A 20990-nucleotide genomic window follows, 5' to 3' on the forward strand; every position below is an offset into this window, starting at 1 on the left:
CGGAGGGATGATTATAATTCATGCGAAGATTCTCCCGATTTAAGATCGGGACAGGCTATGTGGCAACTTAAAGACAATTATAAACACATGAAATCGAGCATGTCAGAGGCGACACACAGAGGAATGATTATCATTGCGAGATTCCATCTGACAGCTAAAAAGCAAATTATAAACAGATGAAATGAGGTTTCGGATTGGTAAAAGTGTAGGGGTAAACCTGACCGCTTACAAACAGCTTGCTTAAATTTACCTTAGTGAGAGGAGGGTAAAAAATTCCTTTTGGCAAAGAATAGTGAAAAAATCCACAGCCAAAGCCAAGATCCACTCTATAAATGCGTTACCTAAAAACATGGCAGCTACCGATTCTACAAACATTCTTTCTGATCCCAGACTAAAACCGATGCAGCAGGAGTACGAGAAGTATACTGCGGAAGATTTTCAGGTTTGGAAAATTCTTTTTGAGCGGCAGTACAAAAACCTTCCCGACGCTGCTTCCCAAAAATTTCTGGATGGACTGGAATTGATCGGTTTTTCTTCGGATCGCATCGCTGATTTTGCAGAAGTAAATGAAAGTTTGGCAGGGCTCACAGGCTGGGCGGTGGAGGTCGTACCGGGATTGATAGATGATGATCTGTTTTTTGGACTTTTGAATCATCGTCGGTTTCCGGCTTCAACCTGGCTGAGGTCCATGGAGGAACTGGATTATTTGCAGGAGCCGGATATGTTTCACGATGCCTTTGCCCACCTGCCCCTGTTGACAGATCCTACTTACACGCGTTTCTTAAAGAATCTGGCAGGAATAGCCTTGAAGCACGTTCAAAATCCCCTGGCCATTGACCTGCTGTCCCGGATTTACTGGTACACCATTGAATTTGGATTGATCCGGGAAGGGGGGAAACTGAAGGTATATGGAGCGGGAATTCTCAGTTCAGCCGGTGAGACGCTGTTTTCCCTTTCCAATGAACCACGCCATCTGGAATACGATGTGGAGGTAATTTTAAACACGCCCTATTGGAAAAATAAATTTCAGGAAAGGTATTTTGTCATCGAGCGTTTTGAAGATCTCTATGCTTCCATTCCGCTGATTGAAGAAAAATTGGAGGAACTTCTTCAAAAAGCGGACTGAATTCCGAAAGATTTTCTTTATTCTTGATTCGGCAATTCACCATAACCTGATTTACTATTTGTATGAGCGTTTCGATTAAAAGACTATTACTGATCCTTTTTGGTTGGCAGCTATGTTGGCAGGTAGCTGCCCAGGAATCCAAGGATTTGGATATCTACCTGGCCATTGGCCAATCCAACATGGCAGGAAGGGCCAGCATTCAGCCGGATCTTTCCGAACCCCTTGAAGGGGTCTTTTTATTTACTGGGGAGGATTGGGTCCCCGCCAGAAATCCCCTCAACATTCACTCTAGCATCCGAAAAGATAGCAGCATGCAGCGGCTGAGCCCTGCCTACGGATTTGCCAGGAAGATGAAAAGCCTTCAAATCGATAATAACCTCGGGCTTGTGGTCAATGCCAAAGGGGGGAGTGCCATTGAGGAATGGATGCCAGGAACCCCGTTTTTCAGGGACATGCTGCAAAGGGCCCGGCTCGCTTCCAGAGACGGCATCCTTCGCGGAGTGATTTGGCACCAGGGCGAATCCAACGCCAGCCAACCCGACCTGTACCTAGAGCAGATTAGCCAGTTCATTGGTGCCCTGCGGGATTCGCTGTCTTTGCCGAATTTACCTTTTGTGGCCGGACAACTTTCGGAAGACAAAGAATCGAGAAAATCTTTAAATGAAAAATTGCTGCTACTCCCGGAAAGGGTATCGCATACGGCGCTGGTCCCTTCCTTTGGGACGACCACCTTTGACAGTACGCACTTTGATAGTCCCAGTCAGGTTTTGTTGGGAGAACGATATGCCTATAAAATGAACATACTTCTGGAAGAAAATACCGACCGGCAAGGCTTTGCTTTCGGGCTTATTGCTGACGTGCAATATGCGGACGCAGAGACGGCTGGAAAACGCAATTACCGGGGTACCCTGGCCACTCTGGAGCAAACCATTCCGTTTCTAAATGCTTTTGATCCAGATTTTATCGTAAACCTGGGGGATCTTATCGATCGGGATTTTGCAAGTTTCGATGCACCTCTCGGCTTATTGGAGGCCGCCAGGGCACCTTTACACCATGTTTGGGGCAATCATGATTTTTCGGTAGCGGACAGCTTGAAAGCTAAGGTTGGCGACAAGCTGGGAAACCCATCGGGCTACTATTCCTTCGAAAAGGGAAACATTGTTTTTTTGGTGCTCGATGGCATGGATATTAGCCTGGAAGGTCATCCGGAGGGAACTGAAAATTACCGGAAAGCAAGTGACTTAATGGCCCGGCTGGAAGCTTCCGGTGCCAACAATGCCAAACCCTGGAATGGGGGCATCGGTGAAAAACAAATGGATTGGTTGGTTTCTAACGTGAAAAATGCCGAGGAATCCGGAAAAAAAATAATCGTGTTTTGCCACTACCCGCTCCTTCCGGAAAATGGGCTCCACCTGCTCAATAGTCAGGAGGTGTTGGAGAAAATCGGTCACTCTCCGGCTTTGGTTGCCTGGTTTTCCGGGCATCATCATGAGGGTAACTATGTAAAAGATGCCCAAGGCGTACACCACCTCACCCTGCTGGGGATGGTGGAAGCGCAATCGCCGGTCTTGGGGGCAGTGGTGCGGGTCTATCCCGATAAATTGATTCTCCACGGTATCGGTGAGGAAATGGACCGCATCCTGGAATTCAAGTGATTAGCCTATTGCCTCAGGTATTTTCTGAAAAGGCGGCGGAACTTTCCAAATTTGGTACTGGATAAATATTTATATTAGCACTTTAAATAAAAAACCATGTACACCCGTTTTGCCAAAGTATTCTATTTTCTTACCATAGGGCTGTTTTTGTTTCTGCTTCTTTACGCCTATGCGGCACTGCCCGAATTTGCCACCTATGCGGCAAGCAAGGAAGGGATGCCGCTGAAGCAGATCAGCAAAGAAGGTTTCTTTTATGGTGCCATTGCACTGTTTCTGGTATATAATGTCCTATTGATCGTCCCGGCGAAGCTCATGGAAATGAAATTGATTGTCGCCTTAAATCGCTTGTTTCCGGTGGGCGATGTGTATCGGGACAAGATGCTTGCCTGGATATATTCCTTTATCGCGATACTCAATCTGGCCACGGCGGTATTGGTCTTCTACATTCACAGCATCAGCAATCAAAATGTGATCAACAGTTCGGAATACAATTTCTTTTTTTACCTGGCTCCGGTCTTGATGCTGGTATGGGTGTTGGGTCTTTTTTACCTGATTGCCGGAAAAATAAAGCAGGTAAAGTCAGGTACTATTTTAAGTTGAATTAGTAAAGTTTATGGCAGCAAACGCAAATTATACAGAAGACAGCATTAAATCCCTTGACTGGAAGGAGCATATCCGCCTACGACCCGGTATGTACATTGGGAAGTTGGGGGATGGCAGTGCGCAGGATGACGGCATCTATGTCATGGTTAAGGAAATCCTGGATAATAGCATAGACGAACACATGATGGGGCATGGGCGCACCATCGAGGTTAAAATTAGCGAACACAAAGTAGAGATCAGAGACTACGGGCGGGGTATTCCCCTGGGGAAAGTGATCGACTGCGTGTCCAAGATCAATACCGGAGGAAAGTACGATTCAGGGGCTTTTCAAAAATCCGTAGGCCTGAATGGAGTCGGTACCAAAGCCGTAAATGCCCTTTCCGAAAACTTCATGGTGCAATCCTTCCGGGAAGGCGAGTGCAAGGTGGCCCGGTTTCAAATGGGAGAATTGAAGGAAGATAGTAAAATTGAAAAAACCTCGGAGCGAAACGGAACCAAAATCGTTTTTTCTCCTGATGCAACGATTTTTAAAAATTACCATTTCATCCCGGAATACCTGGAAAACCAAATCTGGAACTATGCCTTTCTTAACTCGGGACTGACCATTAATTTTAATGGGGTAAAGTTTTTCTCCCAAAATGGCTTGCTGGACCTGTTGGATAGAAAAGTGGATGACGACAGCCGTAGGTATCCCATTATCCACCTGAAAGGTAACGATATCGAAATAGCCATCACCCATTCCAATCAATACGGGGAGGAATATTACTCCTTTGTGAACGGCCAATTTACGACCCAAGGAGGTACCCACCTGGCAGCTTTCCGGGAATCCATTGTGAAATCGGTACGGGATTTTTTCAAAAAGGATTACGATGCTTCCGATATTCGTCAAAGTGTGGTGGCAGCCATTGCCGTAAGGGTGCAGGAGCCGGTCTTTGAATCGCAGACCAAGACCAAGTTGGGTTCCCATAGTGTAGGACCTGACGGCCCCACCCTCCGGACATTCGTCAATGACTTTGTGAAAGTGGAGCTGGACAATTACCTGCACCAAAACCCGGACACGGCCAATGCCTTGCTGAAGCGCATCCTACAGTCGGAAAGGGAGCGAAAGGAAATTTCCGGTATCAAAAAGCTAGCCAATGAACGAGCTAAAAAAGCCAACCTGCATAATAAAAAGCTTCGGGATTGTCGCGTGCATTACGATGACCCAAAAGCAGATGCGGAGTTGAAGGATGGGACCATGCTTTTTCTTACCGAGGGTGATTCCGCTTCCGGATCCATTACAAAATCCAGGAACGTGCAAACGCAGGCTGTCTTCTCATTGCGAGGAAAGCCGTTGAATTGCTATTCCATGACCAAAAAGGTAGTGTATGAAAACGAAGAATTCAACTTGCTGCAGCATGCCCTGAACATTGAAGATGGAATTGGAGGCTTGCGTTACCGAAAAATCGTTATTGCTACGGATGCGGATGTGGATGGCATGCATATCCGGTTATTGATCATGACTTATTTTCTGCAATTTTTTCCCGATCTGGTGAAAAACGGGCATTTGTACATATTGGATACCCCCTTGTTTCGGGTAAGAAATAAAAAGGAAACCATCTACTGCTACACCGATGAAGAACGGCAACGAGCGATCCACAAGCTGGGAAAAGCAGCCGAAATTACCCGATTTAAGGGCTTAGGTGAAATTTCCCCGGAAGAATTCGGCACCTTTATCGGTGAAGATATCCGGCTGGAACCCATCATCCTCAATAAGGAAACCAAGATAGCAGACTTGTTGAGTTTTTACATGGGGAAAAACACCCCCAACCGGCAGACCTTTATCATCGATAACCTGAAGATCGAAAAGGACATTGTTTTTGAGGATCCGGCGGTAAAAACAACCGAGGAGGAGACTGAGACAGTCTTATAGCTTTCTATTTATCTAAGAAATAGGTTTTTTTTATTTCATTTTTAGTGAAATAAATTCATTAATTTCACTTTTAGTGAAATATTCTATAGTTTTGGAAAAAGTAAAATGGGCTATGAATTATGTCTTGATGGCGGATATTATTAACAGCAGTGGGTTTTCCAATCTATCCAAATTGGCCAAAACATTTGCAGAATTAGTTGAAAAATGTAATATAGTTAACCAGGAAGAATTGATCTCTCCACTTACCATTACGTTGGGAGATGAATTTCAAGGAATAGTAAGAAGTGAATGTTCGATTTTCAAAATAGTCACATGGCTGGAGGAAAATAAGTGGAAAGCGGATGAAGAAATATCCCTACGATATTCGGTTGAACTGGGCGAAATTGAAACAGAGATAAACACGAAAATAGCTCATGGTATGATGGGGCCGGCTTTGACTGAAGCGAGAGAAAGTTTGATTTTATTGAAGGATGAGGAGGACTTACTTTCTATCGGAGGGGATATCAAAGATAAAGAATTGAAACAAATCCAATTTAACCTATACCTATCTCATGTAAGAAAGTGGCATTGGAGAGATAACGTTTTAATTTCCAATTTACTGGAGTTGAAGGATTATAAATTGGTGGCAGAAAAGACAAACAAGAACAGGTCATTGGTTTGGAAAAGAAATAAAACGTTGGGCATGGATAATTATTTTAAATTAAAAAGATCGTTGGAAATCCTCTTATGTCGATAAAGTTTATTAGTATTCTTCTTGCTACCTATTTATCCTCAGAATTCTTAGCATTTTGGATATTTCTAATGCTTAGGAAAAAATTTATGCAGAGGGGTTTTTCCCTGAGGCCTATGTTATTGGGGGTATTAGAACGGTTATTTCTATATGTAGGTTTAATGCAGGGTTTTGGCCAAACCCTTATATTATTTGGGGCTTTAAAAATAGGCACCAGACTAAAAAATGAGAAAGATAAAATATCCAATGATTATTTCCTTGTTGGAAACCTTGTCTCCGTTTTATTGGTGTTTTCTACTATTGCTATTTGGAATTATTGGAATAAAATATGAGTGATAATGATACTAACCCCGAGAACGGGGATACGAGCTTACACGATTCGATTCCGGTCACCGGAATGTATAAAGACTGGTTCTTAGATTACGCTTCCTATGTGATTTTGGAACGTGCCGTACCTGCTATTGAGGACGGATTTAAGCCCGTGCAGCGCAGGATCCTCCATGCCATGAAGGAAATGGACGATGGCCGATTCAATAAGGTGGCGAATATCATTGGTCAATCCATGCAATATCACCCCCACGGGGATGCTTCCATCGGAGATGCGATCGTCAACCTGGGGCAGAAGGATTTGCTGATCGAAACCCAGGGCAACTGGGGAGATGTGCGGACCGGTGATGGGGCGGCGGCTGCCCGATATATCGAGGCGCGGTTGTCCAAGTTTGCGCTGGATGTGGTGTTCAATCCGCAAACCACCAAGTGGCAGCTATCCTACGACGGTAGAAAAAAAGAGCCAGTTACCTTGCCGGTTAAATTCCCCTTGCTGCTGGCTCAGGGAGTGGAGGGTATTGCTGTGGGTCTGAGTACCAAGATTCTCCCCCACAATTTCTGCGAGCTGATCGAAGGCTCCATTCAGATTCTGAAGGGAAAAAAAGCCAACCTGTTGCCCGATTTCAATACCGGGGGGCTGGCAGATTTTTCAGAGTATAATGAGGGCCTGCGGGGAGGACGCATCAAAGTCCGGGCAAAAATAGAAGAGGAGGACAACAAAACCCTGCTGATCAAAGACATTCCCTACGGAACCACTACCAACTCCGTGATCGAATCCATTATCAAAGCCAACGATAAAGGCAAGATCAAAATTAAGAAAGTGGTGGATAATACCGCCAAAGACGTGGAAATTCAGGTTCAATTGGCTCCGGGGCAGTCGCCCAACATGACCATTGATGCGCTGTATGCCTTCACCGATTGCGAGGTAAGCATTTCTCCCAATGCCTGTGTAATTATCGAAGAGAAGCCGGTTTTCCTGACGGTAAATCAGATTCTCGAATACAACACACGACAGACTAAAACCCTGCTGAACCGGGAACTGGAAATTCGGAAAGGGGAATTGATGGAGAAGTTACTTTTTTCTTCTCTGGAAAAAATATTTATTGAAAACAGGATCTACCGGGATATTGAGGAATGCGAAACCTGGGAGGCTGTAATTGAAACCATTGACAAGGGCCTGGATCCTTTCAAGCCGGAGTTTTACAGAGAGATTACCCGGGATGACGTTATCCGCCTGACCGAAATCAAGATCAAGCGTATTTCCAAATTCGACACCTTCAAGGCGGATGAGTTGATGCGAAAGCTTCAGGAAGAGCTGGAAGAAGTCAATCACCATCTGGAAAACCTGACGGAATACGCCATTCAGTATTATAAAACCCTGCTTAGCAAATACGGCAAAGGGAGGGAAAGGAAGACTGAAATCCGAACCTTTGACACCATTTCTGCCAATGTAGTGGCGGCAAATAATGCCAAGTTGTACATTAACCGCGCTGATGGATTTATTGGTTACGGGCTGAAAAAAGACGAATTCATCTGTGATTGTTCGGACCTGGACGATATCATTGTATTCCGTAAAGACGGAGTCTGTGTGGTCACGAAAATCCAGGACAAGGTATTCGTCGGCAAGGATATTATCCATGCGGCGGTATACCGAAAAGGGGACGAGCGCATGGTGTACAACCTGGTGTACTTAGAAGGGGCCTCGGGCCGGGCGATGATCAAGCGGTTTCAGGTGTTGAGTGTCACCCGTGACCGGGAGTACGTGCTCACCAAAGGCAGCAAAGGCTCGCGGATCCTGTATTTTACAGCCAACGGAAATGGTGAAGCCGAAATCATCACCGTTTACCTGACCGCAGGCAGCAAGGCAAGGGTTAAAGTATTTGATTTTGATTTCAAGGACATTGAGATCAAGGGCCGGGGAGCTCAGGGCAATATCCTGACCAAATACCCCGTGCGTAAAATTCAGTTGAAAATGGAGGGTGTTTCCACCCTGGGAGGGTTGGATATTTATTACGACCCTTCCGTAGGCCGGCTCAATACCGATGAGCGGGGTAAATGGGTAGGCAACTTCCTGGGAGATGATAAGATTCTCGCCTTCTATAAAGATGGCAGTTACGAGCTGACCAACTTTGAGCTGACCAACCGCTACGATCAGGAAAACCTGATGCATGTGGAAAAGTTCGATTCGGAAAGGGTGGTTTCCGCCATCTATTTTGATGGAGCCAGTAAAAACCATTATGTGAAACGGTTTTTGGTGGAAACCTCCACGCTAAATAAAAAATTCAATTTCATCTCCGACCATAAAAATTCCCGTCTGAACGTGGTAACCACCGAAAAACAACCACAGGTGAAGGTGAAACTTCAAAAAGGTAAAGAGGTGGACGAAAACGTGTACGACATGGACATGCTTATCGATGTGAAGGGTTGGCGAGCCGTTGGGAACCGCCTGAGTAACCACACCGTAAAAGCCGTGGAACTGGTCGCCTCACCGGATAAGAAAGCGGGTGGCAAGGGCGAAGATAACCTCTCGGTAGGCTCCACCGTGAATTTTGATGTAAAGAAAAAGGAAGATGGGGACGATGAGGATGAGGAGGATCAACTGGGCTTGTTTTAATTAGCTTTTTCTCGCGGCGGCCGCCAAGGTTTCGCGCCGGTCGCGGCGTGTTTTTTCAGAGGTTTTAATTTAGGATCGTTCCGAGGTTAGACACTAGGTACAACAGGTCTATGGATTTTCGTTTTGCTGCGTTTTCGTTGCGTTCGCAGCGTGAAATCAATTTTCAGAAGTAATGCCGTAACGATTGTTTTTCGCGGCGGCCGCTAAGGGTTCGCAGCGGTCGCCGCAGGTTTTTTCGAAGTTTTTGATTTACGATCGTTCCTAGAATAGCCACTTGATAAAACAGATTTATGGATTTTTATTTCGCTGCGTTCGCCGCGTCTTCGTTGCGTTCGCTGCGTGAAACTCAATCCCTCTAGTTTCTAGAATCAATACTTCCGTATAAACCCAGGTTAACCAAATAGCATATTTTATCTGAATGTTGGCTCATTTGTCAATAAAACATTTGCCTGGTAACCTAAACTCTGTCCACCTTCATGTACATAAAAAATAAAAAGCAGGTTGACTACCACTTTATCTGACTTCAGGAAAAATATTAAAGAATACCTGGACAGTGTAACAGGTAATTTTTTGAAACCTTGATTATTAACCGCGGCAAGGATACCGGGGTAGTGATCATTTCCTTGGAGGAGTACAATTCGCTTACGGCAACTCAGCATGGATTATCCTCAAGGGCCAACGAAAAGAGGCTTGATGCGGCTATCTCCAAACTTAAATCAGGTTCCTCATTTGAAAAAGGCCTGATAGAGGAATGAAGTTAGTGTTCGCAGCTGAATCCTGGGAAGACTACATGTATTGGCAGCAGACGGATAAAAAAATGCTGAAACGAATTAATTCCCTGATAAAGGATATTGCAAGGAACCCATTCGACGGAATCGGTAAACCCGAGCCACTGAAATACAACTATTCCGGTTTTTGGTCCGGGAGGATTAATGGCGAACATCGACTGATTTATCAGGTGAAAGCAGATAAGATTTTGATTGCTAAATGCAGGTTTCATTACGATTAAAAAAAGGGAGATTTTGGGTAATTTTATTCGTTAGTGATTTTGTTTTTCCAACCTCAAATTCGGCTTGATGCCCGTCTGATACACTTTTTACCAGGTCGGCCGCCCGGAGCAGTACAAAACGGCTAGCATTTATTATTACTCCATTAATCAACAACACAGCCCAGCCTACGATCAGCCAATCCACCCCCATTACCCCAATCCCTGGGATAAGCCCGGCTTCCCTTTTATTTACCCTTCCGAATGTGCATATTTGCAGTCCGTTAAAAAACACCTGTTTGTAAAGGTGAAAACAAATCGAAAGCGCACGCATGTCACAATCCGAAAATGAAATTAATGTAACCTTTCCCGACCAGTCGGTTCGGGTTTTTGAAAAAGGGATCACTGGCCTGGATATCGCCATGAGTATCAGCGAGGGGCTGGCCCGAAACGTCCTGGCGGCAAAGGTCGATGGGGAAGTCTGGGATGCCACCCGTCCCATAAACAAGGACGTTAGTATATCCCTGCTCACCTGGCATGATAAAGAAGGGAAATCCACCTTTTGGCACTCCTCCGCCCACCTGCTGGCCGAAGCACTGGAGGCACTTTATCCCGGGATCAAATTTGGTATCGGACCACCGATAGAACAGGGGTTCTATTACGATGTAGACTTTGGAGACAAAACCCTCGAAGGCGCTGAGCTGGAAAAAATTGAAGCCAAAATGGTGGAACTGGCGCGCCAGAAAAACGAATATACCCGTAGCGAAATTTCCAAGAGTGATGCCGTTCGTTACTACGAAAACAAGGGTGATGAATACAAGCTGGACTTGTTGGAAAGACTGGAGGATGGCACCATCACTTTTTACAAGCAGGGCGGATTTACCGATCTCTGCCGGGGGCCGCATATTCCGCATACGGGTTTTGTAAAGGCGGTCAAACTACTCAATATCGCCGGGGCCTACTGGCGGGGGGACGAGCATAATAAAATGCTGACCCGTATCTACGGCATTACCTTCCCCAAAGCCAAGGAGCTGAAGGAATACCTGGAAATGCTGGAAGAAGCCAAAAAAAGAGACCATCGCAAGTTGGGCAAGGAATTGGAGTTGTTTACCTTTTCAGAAAAGGTAGGGATGGGACTGCCCCTGTGGTTGCCTAAAGGTACCCTGCTTCGAGAGCGTCTGGTCAGCTTTTTGAAAAAGGAGCAGGACCATTCGGGCTATCAGCAGGTAATTACCCCGCACATCGGACACAAGGCCTTGTACGAAACTTCCGGGCATTACGAAAAATATGGTAAGGATTCCTTTCAGCCCATTACCACGCCACACGAGGGAGAGGAGTTTTTGCTTAAGCCCATGAACTGTCCCCATCATTGCGAAATCTATAAAAGCAAGCCCCGGTCCTATAAGGATTTGCCGGTACGGTATGCCGAATTTGGTACCGTATACCGATACGAGCAAAGTGGGGAATTGCATGGATTGACCCGCGTGCGGGGATTTACGCAGGACGATGCCCATATCTTTTGCCGTCAGGACCAGGTAAAGGAAGAATTTATCAAAGTCATTGACTTGGTGTTGTACGTGTTTAAGGCGCTAGGCTTTGAGGATTACACCGCCCAAATATCCCTTCGGGATCCCGAAAAGATGGAGAAATACATCGGGGGACAGGCTGCCTGGAACAAAGCAGAGGCGGCCATCATCGAAGCGGCCGGGGAGAAAGGGCTGAAGACCGTCACCGAACTGGGTGAAGCGGCCTTTTACGGACCCAAGCTGGACTTTATGGTCCGCGATGCGTTGGGAAGAAGCTGGCAACTGGGCACCATACAAGTGGATTATCAGTTGCCCGAGCGCTTTGAGCTGGAGTACACCGGATCTGACAATCAAAAACACCGGCCGGTAATGATTCACCGGGCACCTTTTGGCTCCCTGGAACGTTTTGTCGCGGTACTGATTGAGCACTGCGCGGGAAATTTCCCTTTGTGGCTGGCACCGGAGCAATTGGTCATTCTTCCGATCTCCGAAAAATTTGCCGACTACGCCGAAAAGGTAAGGTTGTTGCTGGCTGATAGCGGGATTACGGGAGACATCGACCACCGGGATGAAAAAATTGGGCGGAAGATCCGGGATGCCGAGGTGAAAAAGATTCCTTTTATGGTAATTGTCGGTGAAAAGGAACAAGAAGAAAATAAACTTTCCTTACGTAAACACGGTGAGGGAGACAAAGGCAGTTTTGAACTAGAAGCCTTTGTGGAATACTTTCAGGGAATCATTAAGGAATCATTAAATAAATAACAGTATTATAATTTGCTGATTTTTAATATTTAAAAAATTGTTAGATATTTGCAGATTGAAACTTTAAACAACAACCATAACTATTTTGAGAGGAAAAAGAACGTATACCCCGAGACAAGAGGAACCATATAAAGTAAATGCAAAAATCAGGGCCAGAGAAGTCAGGGTTGTAGGAGATTTTGTAGAAGGAGGTAATGCCGTCATGGAGACGAGCAAAGCCATTGCGCTTGCCCAGGATAATGGTCTTGATCTCGTGGAAATTTCTCCTTCCGCTGCACCACCCGTTTGCAAGGTGATTGATTATGCAAAGTTCAAGTACGAACAGAAGAAAAAGCAGAAAGAAATCAAGTCCAATGCAGCAAAAACGGTAGTTAAGGAAATACGATTTGGTCCCAATACGGATGATCATGATTTTAACTTTAAACTAAATCATGCCATTAATTTTCTGAAAGATGGTGCTAAAGTCAAAGCATACGTTCATTTTGTGGGTCGTACCATTGTGTTTAAAGAAAGGGGAGAAATGCTGCTATTGAAATTTGCCCAGGCCCTGGAGGACTATGGGCAGGTAGAACAGCTTCCCAAAATGGAGGGTAAACGAATGAATATTTTCGTTTCTCCCAAAGCAAGTAAGAAATAATATTAACTAACAGATAGAGGGTAATGCCAAAAGTAAAAACAAAGTCAAGTGCCAAGAAAAGGTTCAAGCTTTCTGCTACCGGAAAGATCCGAAGAAAGCATGCATTCAAAAGCCACATTCTGACCAAAAAGTCCACCAAAAGGAAGCGAAATCTTACCAAGATGGGGACGGTTCACGAAACCGATGAGGGAAGAGTAAAAGCAATGCTACGAATCTAATCGATTCCATTAATTCAGGTTATTTAATTCACACCAGATCTTTGGTTAAATAAGTCTTCGAAACAACAGTCAGGAGCACCAAAGGTCAAAAACGAAAACAAACATGCCAAGATCGGTAAATGCAGTGGCTTCAAGAGCCAGAAGAAAAAAAGTATTAAAGGCGACTAAAGGGTACTTCGGAAGAGGAAAGAACGTATGGACAGTAGCCAAAAACAAATACGAAAAAGGCCTCCAATACGCTTACAGGGATAGAAAGGTTAAGAAAAGAGAATTCCGCGGATTGTGGATTCAGCGTATCAATGCAGGGGTCCGTCAGTACGGCATCAGTTATTCCCAGTTTATGGGCATGCTGAAAAAATCCAGCATTGACTTAAATAGAAAAGTATTGGCAGATTTAGCCATGAACCATCCGGAGGCATTCAAAGCCGTGGTGGATAAAGTAAAATAAACAGGTTGATACCTTATAAAAAAACCCTCCTCGGAGGGTTTTTTTATGCCTGCTCTTTAGTAAGAAGGTTTACTTTTTTGAAAATTTCATTATATTACTTTTCCTTAAGCGTTAAGGGCATCCGAAACAGGATTAAGAAAGCATTTCGGTTTCCAGGTCCTTGTTCAAAAGTGAAACAAGGATGTAGGCGAAAGGAGGGTATTGAAATAGGGGACATTTTGTAATGGGGAGAAACAGATGCGAATCTGCCCGCTTAGTGCGATCCGGTGGGACGAAAAAAGGTCTCTTGAAAGAGACCTCAAATGTGTAGCGAGGAGGGGAGTTGAACCCCTGACCTCAGGGTTATGAATCCTGCGCTCTAACCATCTGAGCTACCTCGCCGAATTGGAATGCAAATATGTGAGGATAATCCTTGAATTGCAAGTTGAGAACCTAAAAAAATCACTTTTTATAACCAGAAACAGAATGGCCATGCAGAAAATTAAATTTGTTTCAGACTATCAGATAAATACTTCCAAAAAGATCATTTATCCTTATTTAAGCACGGCGAGCGGCCTGGCACAATGGTTTGCAGACGACGTGGTCATCAACGAAGATAAGGTTTATAACTTTATCTATGATGGGGAAAATCATTATGCCCGACCGGTCATTATGCGGACCAACCACCACGTCAAATTCGAATTTTTTGACCCCTCGGAAGAGGAGGAAGAAGATCACGATCGTCCTTTTATTGAGTTCAAATTGGATGAAAATGAACTCACCCAAACCTTTTACCTTCGGGTCATTGAGTATGGAGATGCCTATGACGAACAGGAGCAGGGGTCGATCTGGGAAGGGCTGATCAATAGCCTCAAGGAAATTATCGGAGGATAAGGACTCAAATATTCCTTTTTTTGACATAATATGTTCAATTTTGTTTCGTCTTTAAAGAAGTAAGGCTAAAGGCGTTTCATGAAAAAATTAGATAAACTGATCCTCGGGTCTTTTATAGGGCCCTTTTTGCTCACCTTTATCGTGGTGGATTTTATCCTGCTGACGGTAAACATGCTTAAGTATTTCGATGAAATATTTGGGAAGGACCTGCCATTTATGGTCTACATGGAGTTGATTGGTTATTTTGTGGTGAGCATTTCTCCCATGGCCCTTCCCTTGGCGGTATTGCTTTCCTCCCTGATGACTTTTGGTAACCTGGGAGAACATTTTGAGCTTACCGCAATTAAGAGCAGCGGCATTTCCCTGCTCAGGGCCATGCTTCCCATAGGGATATTTGTGGTCTTTCTATCCCTATTTGCCTACCTGTCCAATAATTACCTGGTTCCCAAAGTAAATCTTAAAACTTTTGGACTCCTGTACGATATCCGGATGAAGTCACCCGCCCTGGACATTAAAGAGGGGGTGTTTTACAATGGCATTCCCAACTACAGTATAAAGGTAAACCGGAAGCTGGATGAGGTGAGGCTAGAGGATGTGTTGATCTACGATCATACCCAAGGTCAGGGTAACCTGCACGTCATCACTGCTGATTCGGGACGTATGGAGCCTTTTTTTAACGAACGCTACATGATGCTTACCCTGCATCATGGCCATAGTTATCAGGAAGGGAGAAGCCAGCGAGGGATCAAGGACAAGCCGGTATCCTTTAGCAGAACCAGTTTTGACATGAACGAAATGGTTTTCAGCCTTGACGCTTTTGATATGAAAAGGACACCGGAGAATTTGTGGTCCAATAGTAAGTCTATAAAGAATATCGGAGAGATCCGTGTGGACCTGGATTCCATGGACCGGGAATTAAATCATTGGTATTTCTTCAATTTTGCCAATACGGAAGCCTCCTACAATTATTTTGGAAGAACCAGGGAACTGACACCTCCCAAAGAGATTCTGGAGAAAAAAACAGAATCCGACTCCATCAGGAATTTAAAATACAAGGACGAATACGAGAATGCCGAGAATGGCATCGCACTTAACAATGGTCCGGATAGCACTGGAACCGCTCAGCGGCCATCAAATCCCGATAGCAGTATTGATAGCGCTCTTGTTAGCAGGGATTCTACAGGAGGCATTTCCCAAGATAGTTTACAAGTGGAGCCGGATCCGGAAACCGCATTAGATGAAGACAACGCTTCCCTTGCCCGCACCGGAGACGCGGATTCCAGTGGCACCGGATCCGATGGGGACGACCCTACCCGGGCATCCCAACCGGATTTGCGCAAGATCAACCAAACTGCCGGTAATACCAGCAGTGTTGCCAAAACTCCCGAACCCGTCATGGAGCTGACAGCGGAGCAGCAAGAGCGGCTGGATTCGATAAGAAGCACCCCTCGCTACCAAACTTCGCAGGCGACCGTGGGCTTGACGGCTGCCAGGAATATCAAAAATAATTTCACAACCAATAAGGCAAGAATACAGGAAATAGCCCGAAACTACCGGGTTTTTAAGGTAGCCTGGTATCAGAAGTATACCCAGTCGCTGGCCTGTTTTGTATTGTTTATGATTGGTGCGCCCTTAGGAGCCATTATTAAGAAAGGGGGGCTGGGCATGCCGGTGTTGCTGTCCATCATTTTTTTTATTATGTATTACATGCTGACCATCACGGGAGAAAAGTGGGCGAAAGAAGGAATGTCAGACATCTTTTTCGGAACGTTTTTTTCCAACTTGATGCTGATCCCCTTTGGATTGTTCTTTCTTCGGCAGGCGCGGAAAGATGCCCGCCTGTTTGAACCTGATTTTTACCAAGGGATAGCAGATAAAATCAAGAAGGTGTTCGTCCGGAGGTGGCCTCAAAAAAAGTTGAAAGAAGAAGTTTTATAAATTGGAATAAAACAGCTACCTTTGTCTTTGTTTTAAAAATTAACATCATATTTGACTAAGCATGTATTTAGCGAAAGAAGAAAAAGTAGAACTATTCAAAAATCATGGTCGGTTGAAGTCAGAAACAGATACAGGGTCACCTGAATCTCAAATTGCCCTGTTTACTTACAGGATTACGCATCTGACGAACCACTTAAAGACCAACAAAAAGGATCACTCTTCACGAAAAGGTCTTTTGAAGCTGGTAGGTAAGAGAAGGCGATTGCTGAATTACCTGATAAAGATCGACATCGAAAGATACAGGGCTGTGATTGCAGACCTCGGTATCCGTAAATAACAACACGTGGGGTTCCTTGTATCAAGGAACCTTACTTTTTTGCTACCTCCTAGTATTAAGCCTTACTTTTACAACTATACACGTTTACAGATTCAAAAATTTATGTTACCAAATTTAATTTCAAAAACCATCACACTGGAAGATGGCAGGGAAATCATCCTTGAGACAGGTGCCCTGGCCAAGCAGGCAGATGGTGCCGTGGTGGTGCGTATGGGGAAAGCCATACTATTGGCCACTGTAGTTACTAAAAAGGAAGCCGGAGAGGGAGTGGATTTTCTTCCCATGTCCGTAGATTATCAGGAAAAATTTGCCGCATCCGGAAAAATACCGGGTGGGTTTTTAAAGCGAGAAGGCAGGTTGTCCGATTACGAAATTCTGATAAGCAGAATGGTAGACAGGGCAATACGTCCCATCTTTCCGGATGATTACCATGCCGACACCAATATAACGATCACGCTGATGTCCTCCGATGAGGACATTTTACCGGATTGCTTGGCAGGCCTTGCAGCGTCTGCGGCCCTGGCCGTTTCCGATATCCCCTTCAATGGCCCCATCTCTGAAGTAAGGGTGGCAAAAATCGACGGGAAGCTTACCATCAATCCCAAGCCCTCGGATCTGGAAAGAGCCAGCATGGAATTGATTGTGGCAGGCTCGGAAGAATTCATCCTCATGGTAGAAGGAGAAGGCGACGAAATTTCAGAAGATGAAATGGTAGAAGCCCTTCAGTTTGCCCATGAAGAGTTAAAGAGGCATTGTCAGGTTCAAAAAGAGTTGACCAAACTGGTTGGAAAAGAGCAAAAGAGGGAGTACAGCCACGAGGAAAATGACGAAGCCCTTTTAGAAAAAATGAAGGCTGAGCTCTATGACAAACTGTATGAGGTAGTCAGTCGGCAGATTCCCAATAAGCAGGAACGTACCGATCTGACCAAAGCCATCAAAGAAAGCTTTGTCGAGAGCCTGGGAGAAGAACACGAGTTTAACGAGTCCCTGATAGGGAAATATTTTGGTAAAATTCACAAAGAGGCAGCCAGAAACTTTACCCTGACCGAAAAGAAACGCCTGGATGGAAGAAATCCAGACGAGATCCGTCCCATCTGGTCGGTGGTAGATTACCTGCCTTCCGCACACGGATCGGCCATCTTTACCAGGGGAGAAACCCAATCCATCACCACCTGTACCCTGGGTACTAAGTTGGATGAGCAAATGGTAGATGGAGCCGTTCATTCCGGCTTCAATAAATTTTACCTGCATTACAATTTCCCTGGATTTTCTACGGGAGAAGTAAAAATCAACCGGGGTCCGGGTAGGAGAGAAGTAGGTCATGGTAATTTGGCCATGAGGGCTTTGAAAAAAGTGTTGCCTGCAGATGCAGACAACCCCTACACGATCCGGATCGTATCGGATATTCTGGAATCCAACGGTTCCTCCTCCATGGCGACGGTATGTGCTGGCTCATTAGCCCTGATGGATGCAGGTATCTCAATAAAATCAGCCGTAACGGGTATTGCGATGGGAATGATATCGGATCCGAAAACCGGTAATTATACCATTCTATCGGATATCCTGGGAGACGAAGATCACCTGGGAGATATGGACTTCAAGGTGACGGGCACCGCCAAAGGGATTACGGCCTGTCAAATGGACCTGAAAGTTGAAGGACTGGACTACAACGTGCTGAAAGAAGCTTTGTATCAAGCCCGAAAAGGAAGGCTTCATATTCTGGAAGAAATTACCAAAACCCTGGCGGAGCCAAGAGGAGAATTCAAGCCCCATGCCCCAAGGTCATACAACATGCAGATTCCTAAAGAGCTTATCGGAGCGGTAATCGGCCCCGGAGGTAAAGTGATTCAGGAGATCCAGAAAGACACCGGAGCAACCATTATTATCGAGGAAGTAGATAATATGGGTAAGATCAACGTATTCTCAAACAATCAGGATTCGATGGACGGAGCTATTGCCCGAATCAAAGCCATCGTGGCGCAACCTGAAATTGGCGAAGTCTACACCGGCAAAGTTAAAAACATCATGCCCTTCGGTGCATTTGTAGAATTTATGCCTGGTAAGGACGGCTTGTTGCACATCTCTGAGATCAAATGGGAGCGACTGGAGTCTATGGATGGTGTTTTGGAGTCTGGAGAGGAGATTTCAGTAAAGCTGATTGATGTCGACAAAAAAACCGGCAAATACAAGTTATCCAGAAAAGCTTTGATACCAAAGCCTGAAAAAAAAGATAAATAAGCTGAATGTTTCCTGAAAATTTAGAACAATTACTGAAAATTGAACTTATTTTCGGGAAACTTCTGTTATGTGTGCATTAAAAATAATAGATAAAATTGAATGAGGCAGCTTAAAATCAGTAAACAGATTACCAACCGGGAGAGTCAGTCTCTTGACAAATACCTTCAAGAGATAGGTAAGGTAGATCTATTGACAGCAGATGAAGAAGTGGTTTTGGCCAAAAGAATCCGGGAAGGTGACCAACTGGCTCTGGAAAAGTTAACCAAAGCTAATCTCCGATTTGTTGTTTCTGTTGCCAAACAATATCAAAACCAAGGCTTGTCTTTGGGAGACTTGATCAACGAAGGAAACCTGGGCTTGATCAAAGCTGCTCAACGATTTGACGAAACCAGAGGATTTAAATTTATCTCCTATGCGGTTTGGTGGATTCGCCAGTCCATCCTGCAGGCACTTGCCGAACAGTCCCGTATCGTAAGGTTGCCCCTAAACAGGGTAGGGTCGCTGAACAAAATCAGTAAGACCTTTTCGGAACTGGAGCAGAAATTTGAAAGAGAGCCTTCACCGGAAGAACTGGCTGAAGTACTTGAGGTCACGGCAGGAGAAGTGGTCGATACCATGAAAATTTCCGGAAGGCATGTGTCCATGGATGCACCCTTCGTGCAAGGCGAGGAAAACAGCCTGCTCGACGTCCTTGAAAATGACGGGGAGACCAAACCCGATGACGGTTTGATGAACGATTCCCTTCGCAAGGAAGTACAGCGAGCCCTATCTACCCTCACCCAACGGGAGGCAGATGTGATTACCCTTTATTTTGGGTTAAACGGAGAACACGCGATGACCCTTGAGGAAATCGGAGAAAAGTTTAACCTTACCCGGGAACGCGTACGGCAGATCAAGGAAAAGGCGATCCGCAGATTGAGACACACGAGCAGAAGCAAGACTTTGAAACCCTATCTGGGATAAGATGTTTGAGGGGAATGATATAATTTAAAAGGGCTCTTTGCCCTTTTTTTGTATAATAGTGAAATTTTATAGGGAATTTTAAACTTTTTTACTTTTATATTTTGTTATTAATCCAATATATTTCAGAATTGGCTAAAATTCGGTAACCCAATAAACAATGAATCAGGAAATTGAACGTATAAAAGTATTAATCGTTGGTTCAGGACCAGCAGGATATACAGCAGCTATTTACGCATCCAGAGCAGGATTAACCCCTGTGATGTATACAGGTGTGCAACCCGGTGGACAGCTTACCATTACCAATGACGTGGAGAATTATCCCGGCTATCCGGACGGGGTAATGGGTCCCCAAATGATGGAAGATTTTAAAAAACAGGCCGAGCGCTTTGGCACACAGGTAAGGTATGGGGTGGTCACGCAGGTCGATTTGAGTGAACGACCATTTAAGGTGACGGTAGATGAAAGCAAGCCCCTAATTGCTGATACGATCATTATTTCTACCGGAGCTTCCGCCAAATGGCTGGGAATAGAAAGTGAAACGAGATTAAATGGTAAAGGAGTCTCTGCTTGCGCGGTTTGTGATGGGTTTTTCTTTAGAGGAAAAGAGGTCGCCATCGTTGGTGGGGGAGATACGGCCTGTGAAGAAGCCAGCTACCTGGCTAACATCTGCAAAAAAGTATACATGTTGGTTCGGAGGGATGAGCTGCGTGCCTCTCAGATCATGCAGAATCGGGTAATGAAAAACGACAAAATCGAAATTTTGTGGAATCACGAGACCGAGGAAATCCTGGGAGAAGAGGAAGTCACCGGAGTACGGGTAAAAAATAATCAAACGGGTGAAGAAAAAGTGTTGGACGTAGAAGCCTTTTTTGTGGCCATTGGTCATGAGCCCAATACTTCCGTTTTTGCCGGAATGGTAGACATGGATGCCAATGGCTACATTCAGACCGTACCCGGAAGTACCCATACGAATATACCCGGGGTATTTGCCTCCGGCGATGCGCAGGATCACGAGTACCGCCAAGCAGTCACTGCAGCAGGTACCGGCTGTATGGCGGCACTGGATGCGGAGCGTTTTCTGGCAGCACAAGAGTAAGT

18 protein-coding genes and 1 tRNA gene are annotated in these 20990 nt (G+C 45.1%); 18 read left to right on the top strand and 1 reads right to left on the bottom strand.

Annotated features, from left to right (window positions below):
- Positions 1-349: 349 nt before the first annotated feature.
- The 12 genes from GJS45_RS19350 to rplT all read left to right on the top strand — a co-directional run bounded on the left by GJS45_RS19350 (position 350) and on the right by rplT (position 13543).
- Positions 350-1126, top strand: coding sequence for a phenylalanine 4-monooxygenase (locus tag GJS45_RS19350; protein WP_162343528.1), 777 nt, complete (start codon positions 350-352; stop codon positions 1124-1126).
- 62 nt (positions 1127-1188) lie between these two features.
- Positions 1189-2781, top strand: a complete 1593-nt coding sequence (locus tag GJS45_RS19355) for a sialate O-acetylesterase (protein ID WP_162343529.1) — start codon at positions 1189-1191, stop codon at positions 2779-2781.
- A gap of 96 nt (positions 2782-2877) precedes the next feature.
- Positions 2878-3381: a DNA topoisomerase IV gene (locus GJS45_RS19360; RefSeq protein ID WP_162343530.1), complete on the top strand. Its 504-nt coding sequence runs from the start codon at positions 2878-2880 to the stop codon at positions 3379-3381.
- Between the two features lie 13 nt (positions 3382-3394).
- The gene (locus GJS45_RS19365) at positions 3395-5296 is read left to right on the top strand and encodes a DNA topoisomerase IV subunit B (protein ID WP_162343531.1); all 1902 of its coding nucleotides are present in this window, start codon (positions 3395-3397) and stop codon (positions 5294-5296) included.
- 91 nt (positions 5297-5387) lie between these two features.
- The gene (locus GJS45_RS19370) at positions 5388-6032 is read left to right on the top strand and encodes a SatD family protein (RefSeq protein WP_162343532.1); all 645 of its coding nucleotides are present in this window, start codon (positions 5388-5390) and stop codon (positions 6030-6032) included.
- Between the two features lie 322 nt (positions 6033-6354).
- The gene (locus tag GJS45_RS19375) at positions 6355-8967 is read left to right on the top strand and encodes a DNA gyrase/topoisomerase IV subunit A (RefSeq protein ID WP_162343533.1); all 2613 of its coding nucleotides are present in this window, start codon (positions 6355-6357) and stop codon (positions 8965-8967) included.
- A 578-nt stretch (positions 8968-9545) separates the two neighbouring features.
- Positions 9546-9722: a type II toxin-antitoxin system Phd/YefM family antitoxin gene (locus GJS45_RS19380; RefSeq protein WP_235954879.1), complete on the top strand. Its 177-nt coding sequence runs from the start codon at positions 9546-9548 to the stop codon at positions 9720-9722.
- Positions 9719-9976: a Txe/YoeB family addiction module toxin gene (locus GJS45_RS19385; RefSeq protein ID WP_162343534.1), complete on the top strand. Its 258-nt coding sequence runs from the start codon at positions 9719-9721 to the stop codon at positions 9974-9976. Before GJS45_RS19380 ends, GJS45_RS19385 begins: the two co-directional genes overlap by 4 nt.
- A gap of 308 nt (positions 9977-10284) precedes the next feature.
- Positions 10285-12240 (top strand): threonine--tRNA ligase, encoded by a 1956-nt coding sequence (gene thrS, locus GJS45_RS19390; RefSeq protein ID WP_162343535.1) that lies wholly within the window; start codon positions 10285-10287, stop codon positions 12238-12240.
- A gap of 85 nt (positions 12241-12325) precedes the next feature.
- On the top strand, positions 12326-12877 hold the full coding sequence (gene infC / locus GJS45_RS19395) for a translation initiation factor IF-3 (RefSeq protein ID WP_162343536.1): 552 nt from the start codon (positions 12326-12328) through the stop codon (positions 12875-12877).
- A gap of 23 nt (positions 12878-12900) precedes the next feature.
- Complete coding sequence (gene rpmI, locus GJS45_RS19400; RefSeq protein ID WP_162343537.1) at positions 12901-13095, top strand: 50S ribosomal protein L35; 195 nt, start codon at positions 12901-12903, stop codon at positions 13093-13095.
- Between the two features lie 103 nt (positions 13096-13198).
- Positions 13199-13543 carry a 50S ribosomal protein L20 gene (gene rplT, locus GJS45_RS19405; RefSeq protein WP_162343538.1) on the top strand — a complete coding sequence of 115 codons (345 nt, stop codon included), beginning with the start codon at positions 13199-13201 and terminating at the stop codon, positions 13541-13543.
- A 307-nt stretch (positions 13544-13850) separates the two neighbouring features.
- Here the strand turns inward: rplT and GJS45_RS19410 are convergent.
- Positions 13851-13924, bottom strand: a tRNA-Met gene (locus GJS45_RS19410).
- 90 nt (positions 13925-14014) lie between these two features.
- Here GJS45_RS19410 and GJS45_RS19415 point away from each other — a divergent pair.
- The 6 genes from GJS45_RS19415 (at position 14015) to trxB (ending at position 20988) form a co-directional block, all read left to right on the top strand.
- Positions 14015-14416, top strand: coding sequence for an START-like domain-containing protein (locus GJS45_RS19415; RefSeq protein WP_162343539.1), 402 nt, complete (start codon positions 14015-14017; stop codon positions 14414-14416).
- 78 nt (positions 14417-14494) lie between these two features.
- Entirely contained in the window at positions 14495-16354 is a 1860-nt protein-coding gene (locus tag GJS45_RS19420; RefSeq protein ID WP_162343540.1) for an LptF/LptG family permease, read from the top strand.
- A 61-nt stretch (positions 16355-16415) separates the two neighbouring features.
- Positions 16416-16691, top strand: coding sequence for a 30S ribosomal protein S15 (gene rpsO, locus GJS45_RS19425; protein WP_162343541.1), 276 nt, complete (start codon positions 16416-16418; stop codon positions 16689-16691).
- Between the two features lie 102 nt (positions 16692-16793).
- Positions 16794-18929, top strand: coding sequence for a polyribonucleotide nucleotidyltransferase (gene pnp / locus GJS45_RS19430; RefSeq protein WP_162343542.1), 2136 nt, complete (start codon positions 16794-16796; stop codon positions 18927-18929).
- A gap of 99 nt (positions 18930-19028) precedes the next feature.
- Positions 19029-19892 carry a sigma-70 family RNA polymerase sigma factor gene (locus GJS45_RS19435; RefSeq protein ID WP_010853621.1) on the top strand — a complete coding sequence of 288 codons (864 nt, stop codon included), beginning with the start codon at positions 19029-19031 and terminating at the stop codon, positions 19890-19892.
- Between the two features lie 157 nt (positions 19893-20049).
- Positions 20050-20988 carry a thioredoxin-disulfide reductase gene (gene trxB / locus GJS45_RS19440; RefSeq protein ID WP_162343543.1) on the top strand — a complete coding sequence of 313 codons (939 nt, stop codon included), beginning with the start codon at positions 20050-20052 and terminating at the stop codon, positions 20986-20988.
- Positions 20989-20990 lie beyond the last annotated feature (2 nt).

Source organism: Cyclobacterium salsum, from assembly GCF_010119245.1.
Lineage (GTDB): Bacteria > Bacteroidota > Bacteroidia > Cytophagales > Cyclobacteriaceae > Cyclobacterium > Cyclobacterium salsum.

What these genes read in the sequence shown, in the direction of transcription:
- GJS45_RS19350 (WP_162343528.1), top strand. Translation starts at nt 350, where the DNA reads ATGGCAGCTACCGATTCTACAAACATTCTTTCTGATCCCAGACTAAAA.
- GJS45_RS19355 (WP_162343529.1), top strand. Translation starts at nt 1,189, where the DNA reads ATGAGCGTTTCGATTAAAAGACTATTACTGATCCTTTTTGGTTGGCAG.
- GJS45_RS19360 (WP_162343530.1), top strand. Translation starts at nt 2,878, where the DNA reads ATGTACACCCGTTTTGCCAAAGTATTCTATTTTCTTACCATAGGGCTG.
- GJS45_RS19365 (WP_162343531.1), top strand. Translation starts at nt 3,395, where the DNA reads ATGGCAGCAAACGCAAATTATACAGAAGACAGCATTAAATCCCTTGAC.
- GJS45_RS19375 (WP_162343533.1), top strand. Translation starts at nt 6,355, where the DNA reads ATGAGTGATAATGATACTAACCCCGAGAACGGGGATACGAGCTTACAC.
- GJS45_RS19385 (WP_162343534.1), top strand. Translation starts at nt 9,719, where the DNA reads ATGAAGTTAGTGTTCGCAGCTGAATCCTGGGAAGACTACATGTATTGG.
- thrS (WP_162343535.1), top strand. Translation starts at nt 10,285, where the DNA reads ATGTCACAATCCGAAAATGAAATTAATGTAACCTTTCCCGACCAGTCG.
- rpmI (WP_162343537.1), top strand. Translation starts at nt 12,901, where the DNA reads ATGCCAAAAGTAAAAACAAAGTCAAGTGCCAAGAAAAGGTTCAAGCTT.
- rplT (WP_162343538.1), top strand. Translation starts at nt 13,199, where the DNA reads ATGCCAAGATCGGTAAATGCAGTGGCTTCAAGAGCCAGAAGAAAAAAA.
- GJS45_RS19415 (WP_162343539.1), top strand. Translation starts at nt 14,015, where the DNA reads ATGCAGAAAATTAAATTTGTTTCAGACTATCAGATAAATACTTCCAAA.
- GJS45_RS19420 (WP_162343540.1), top strand. Translation starts at nt 14,495, where the DNA reads ATGAAAAAATTAGATAAACTGATCCTCGGGTCTTTTATAGGGCCCTTT.
- rpsO (WP_162343541.1), top strand. Translation starts at nt 16,416, where the DNA reads ATGTATTTAGCGAAAGAAGAAAAAGTAGAACTATTCAAAAATCATGGT.
- pnp (WP_162343542.1), top strand. Translation starts at nt 16,794, where the DNA reads ATGTTACCAAATTTAATTTCAAAAACCATCACACTGGAAGATGGCAGG.
- GJS45_RS19435 (WP_010853621.1), top strand. Translation starts at nt 19,029, where the DNA reads ATGAGGCAGCTTAAAATCAGTAAACAGATTACCAACCGGGAGAGTCAG.
- trxB (WP_162343543.1), top strand. Translation starts at nt 20,050, where the DNA reads ATGAATCAGGAAATTGAACGTATAAAAGTATTAATCGTTGGTTCAGGA.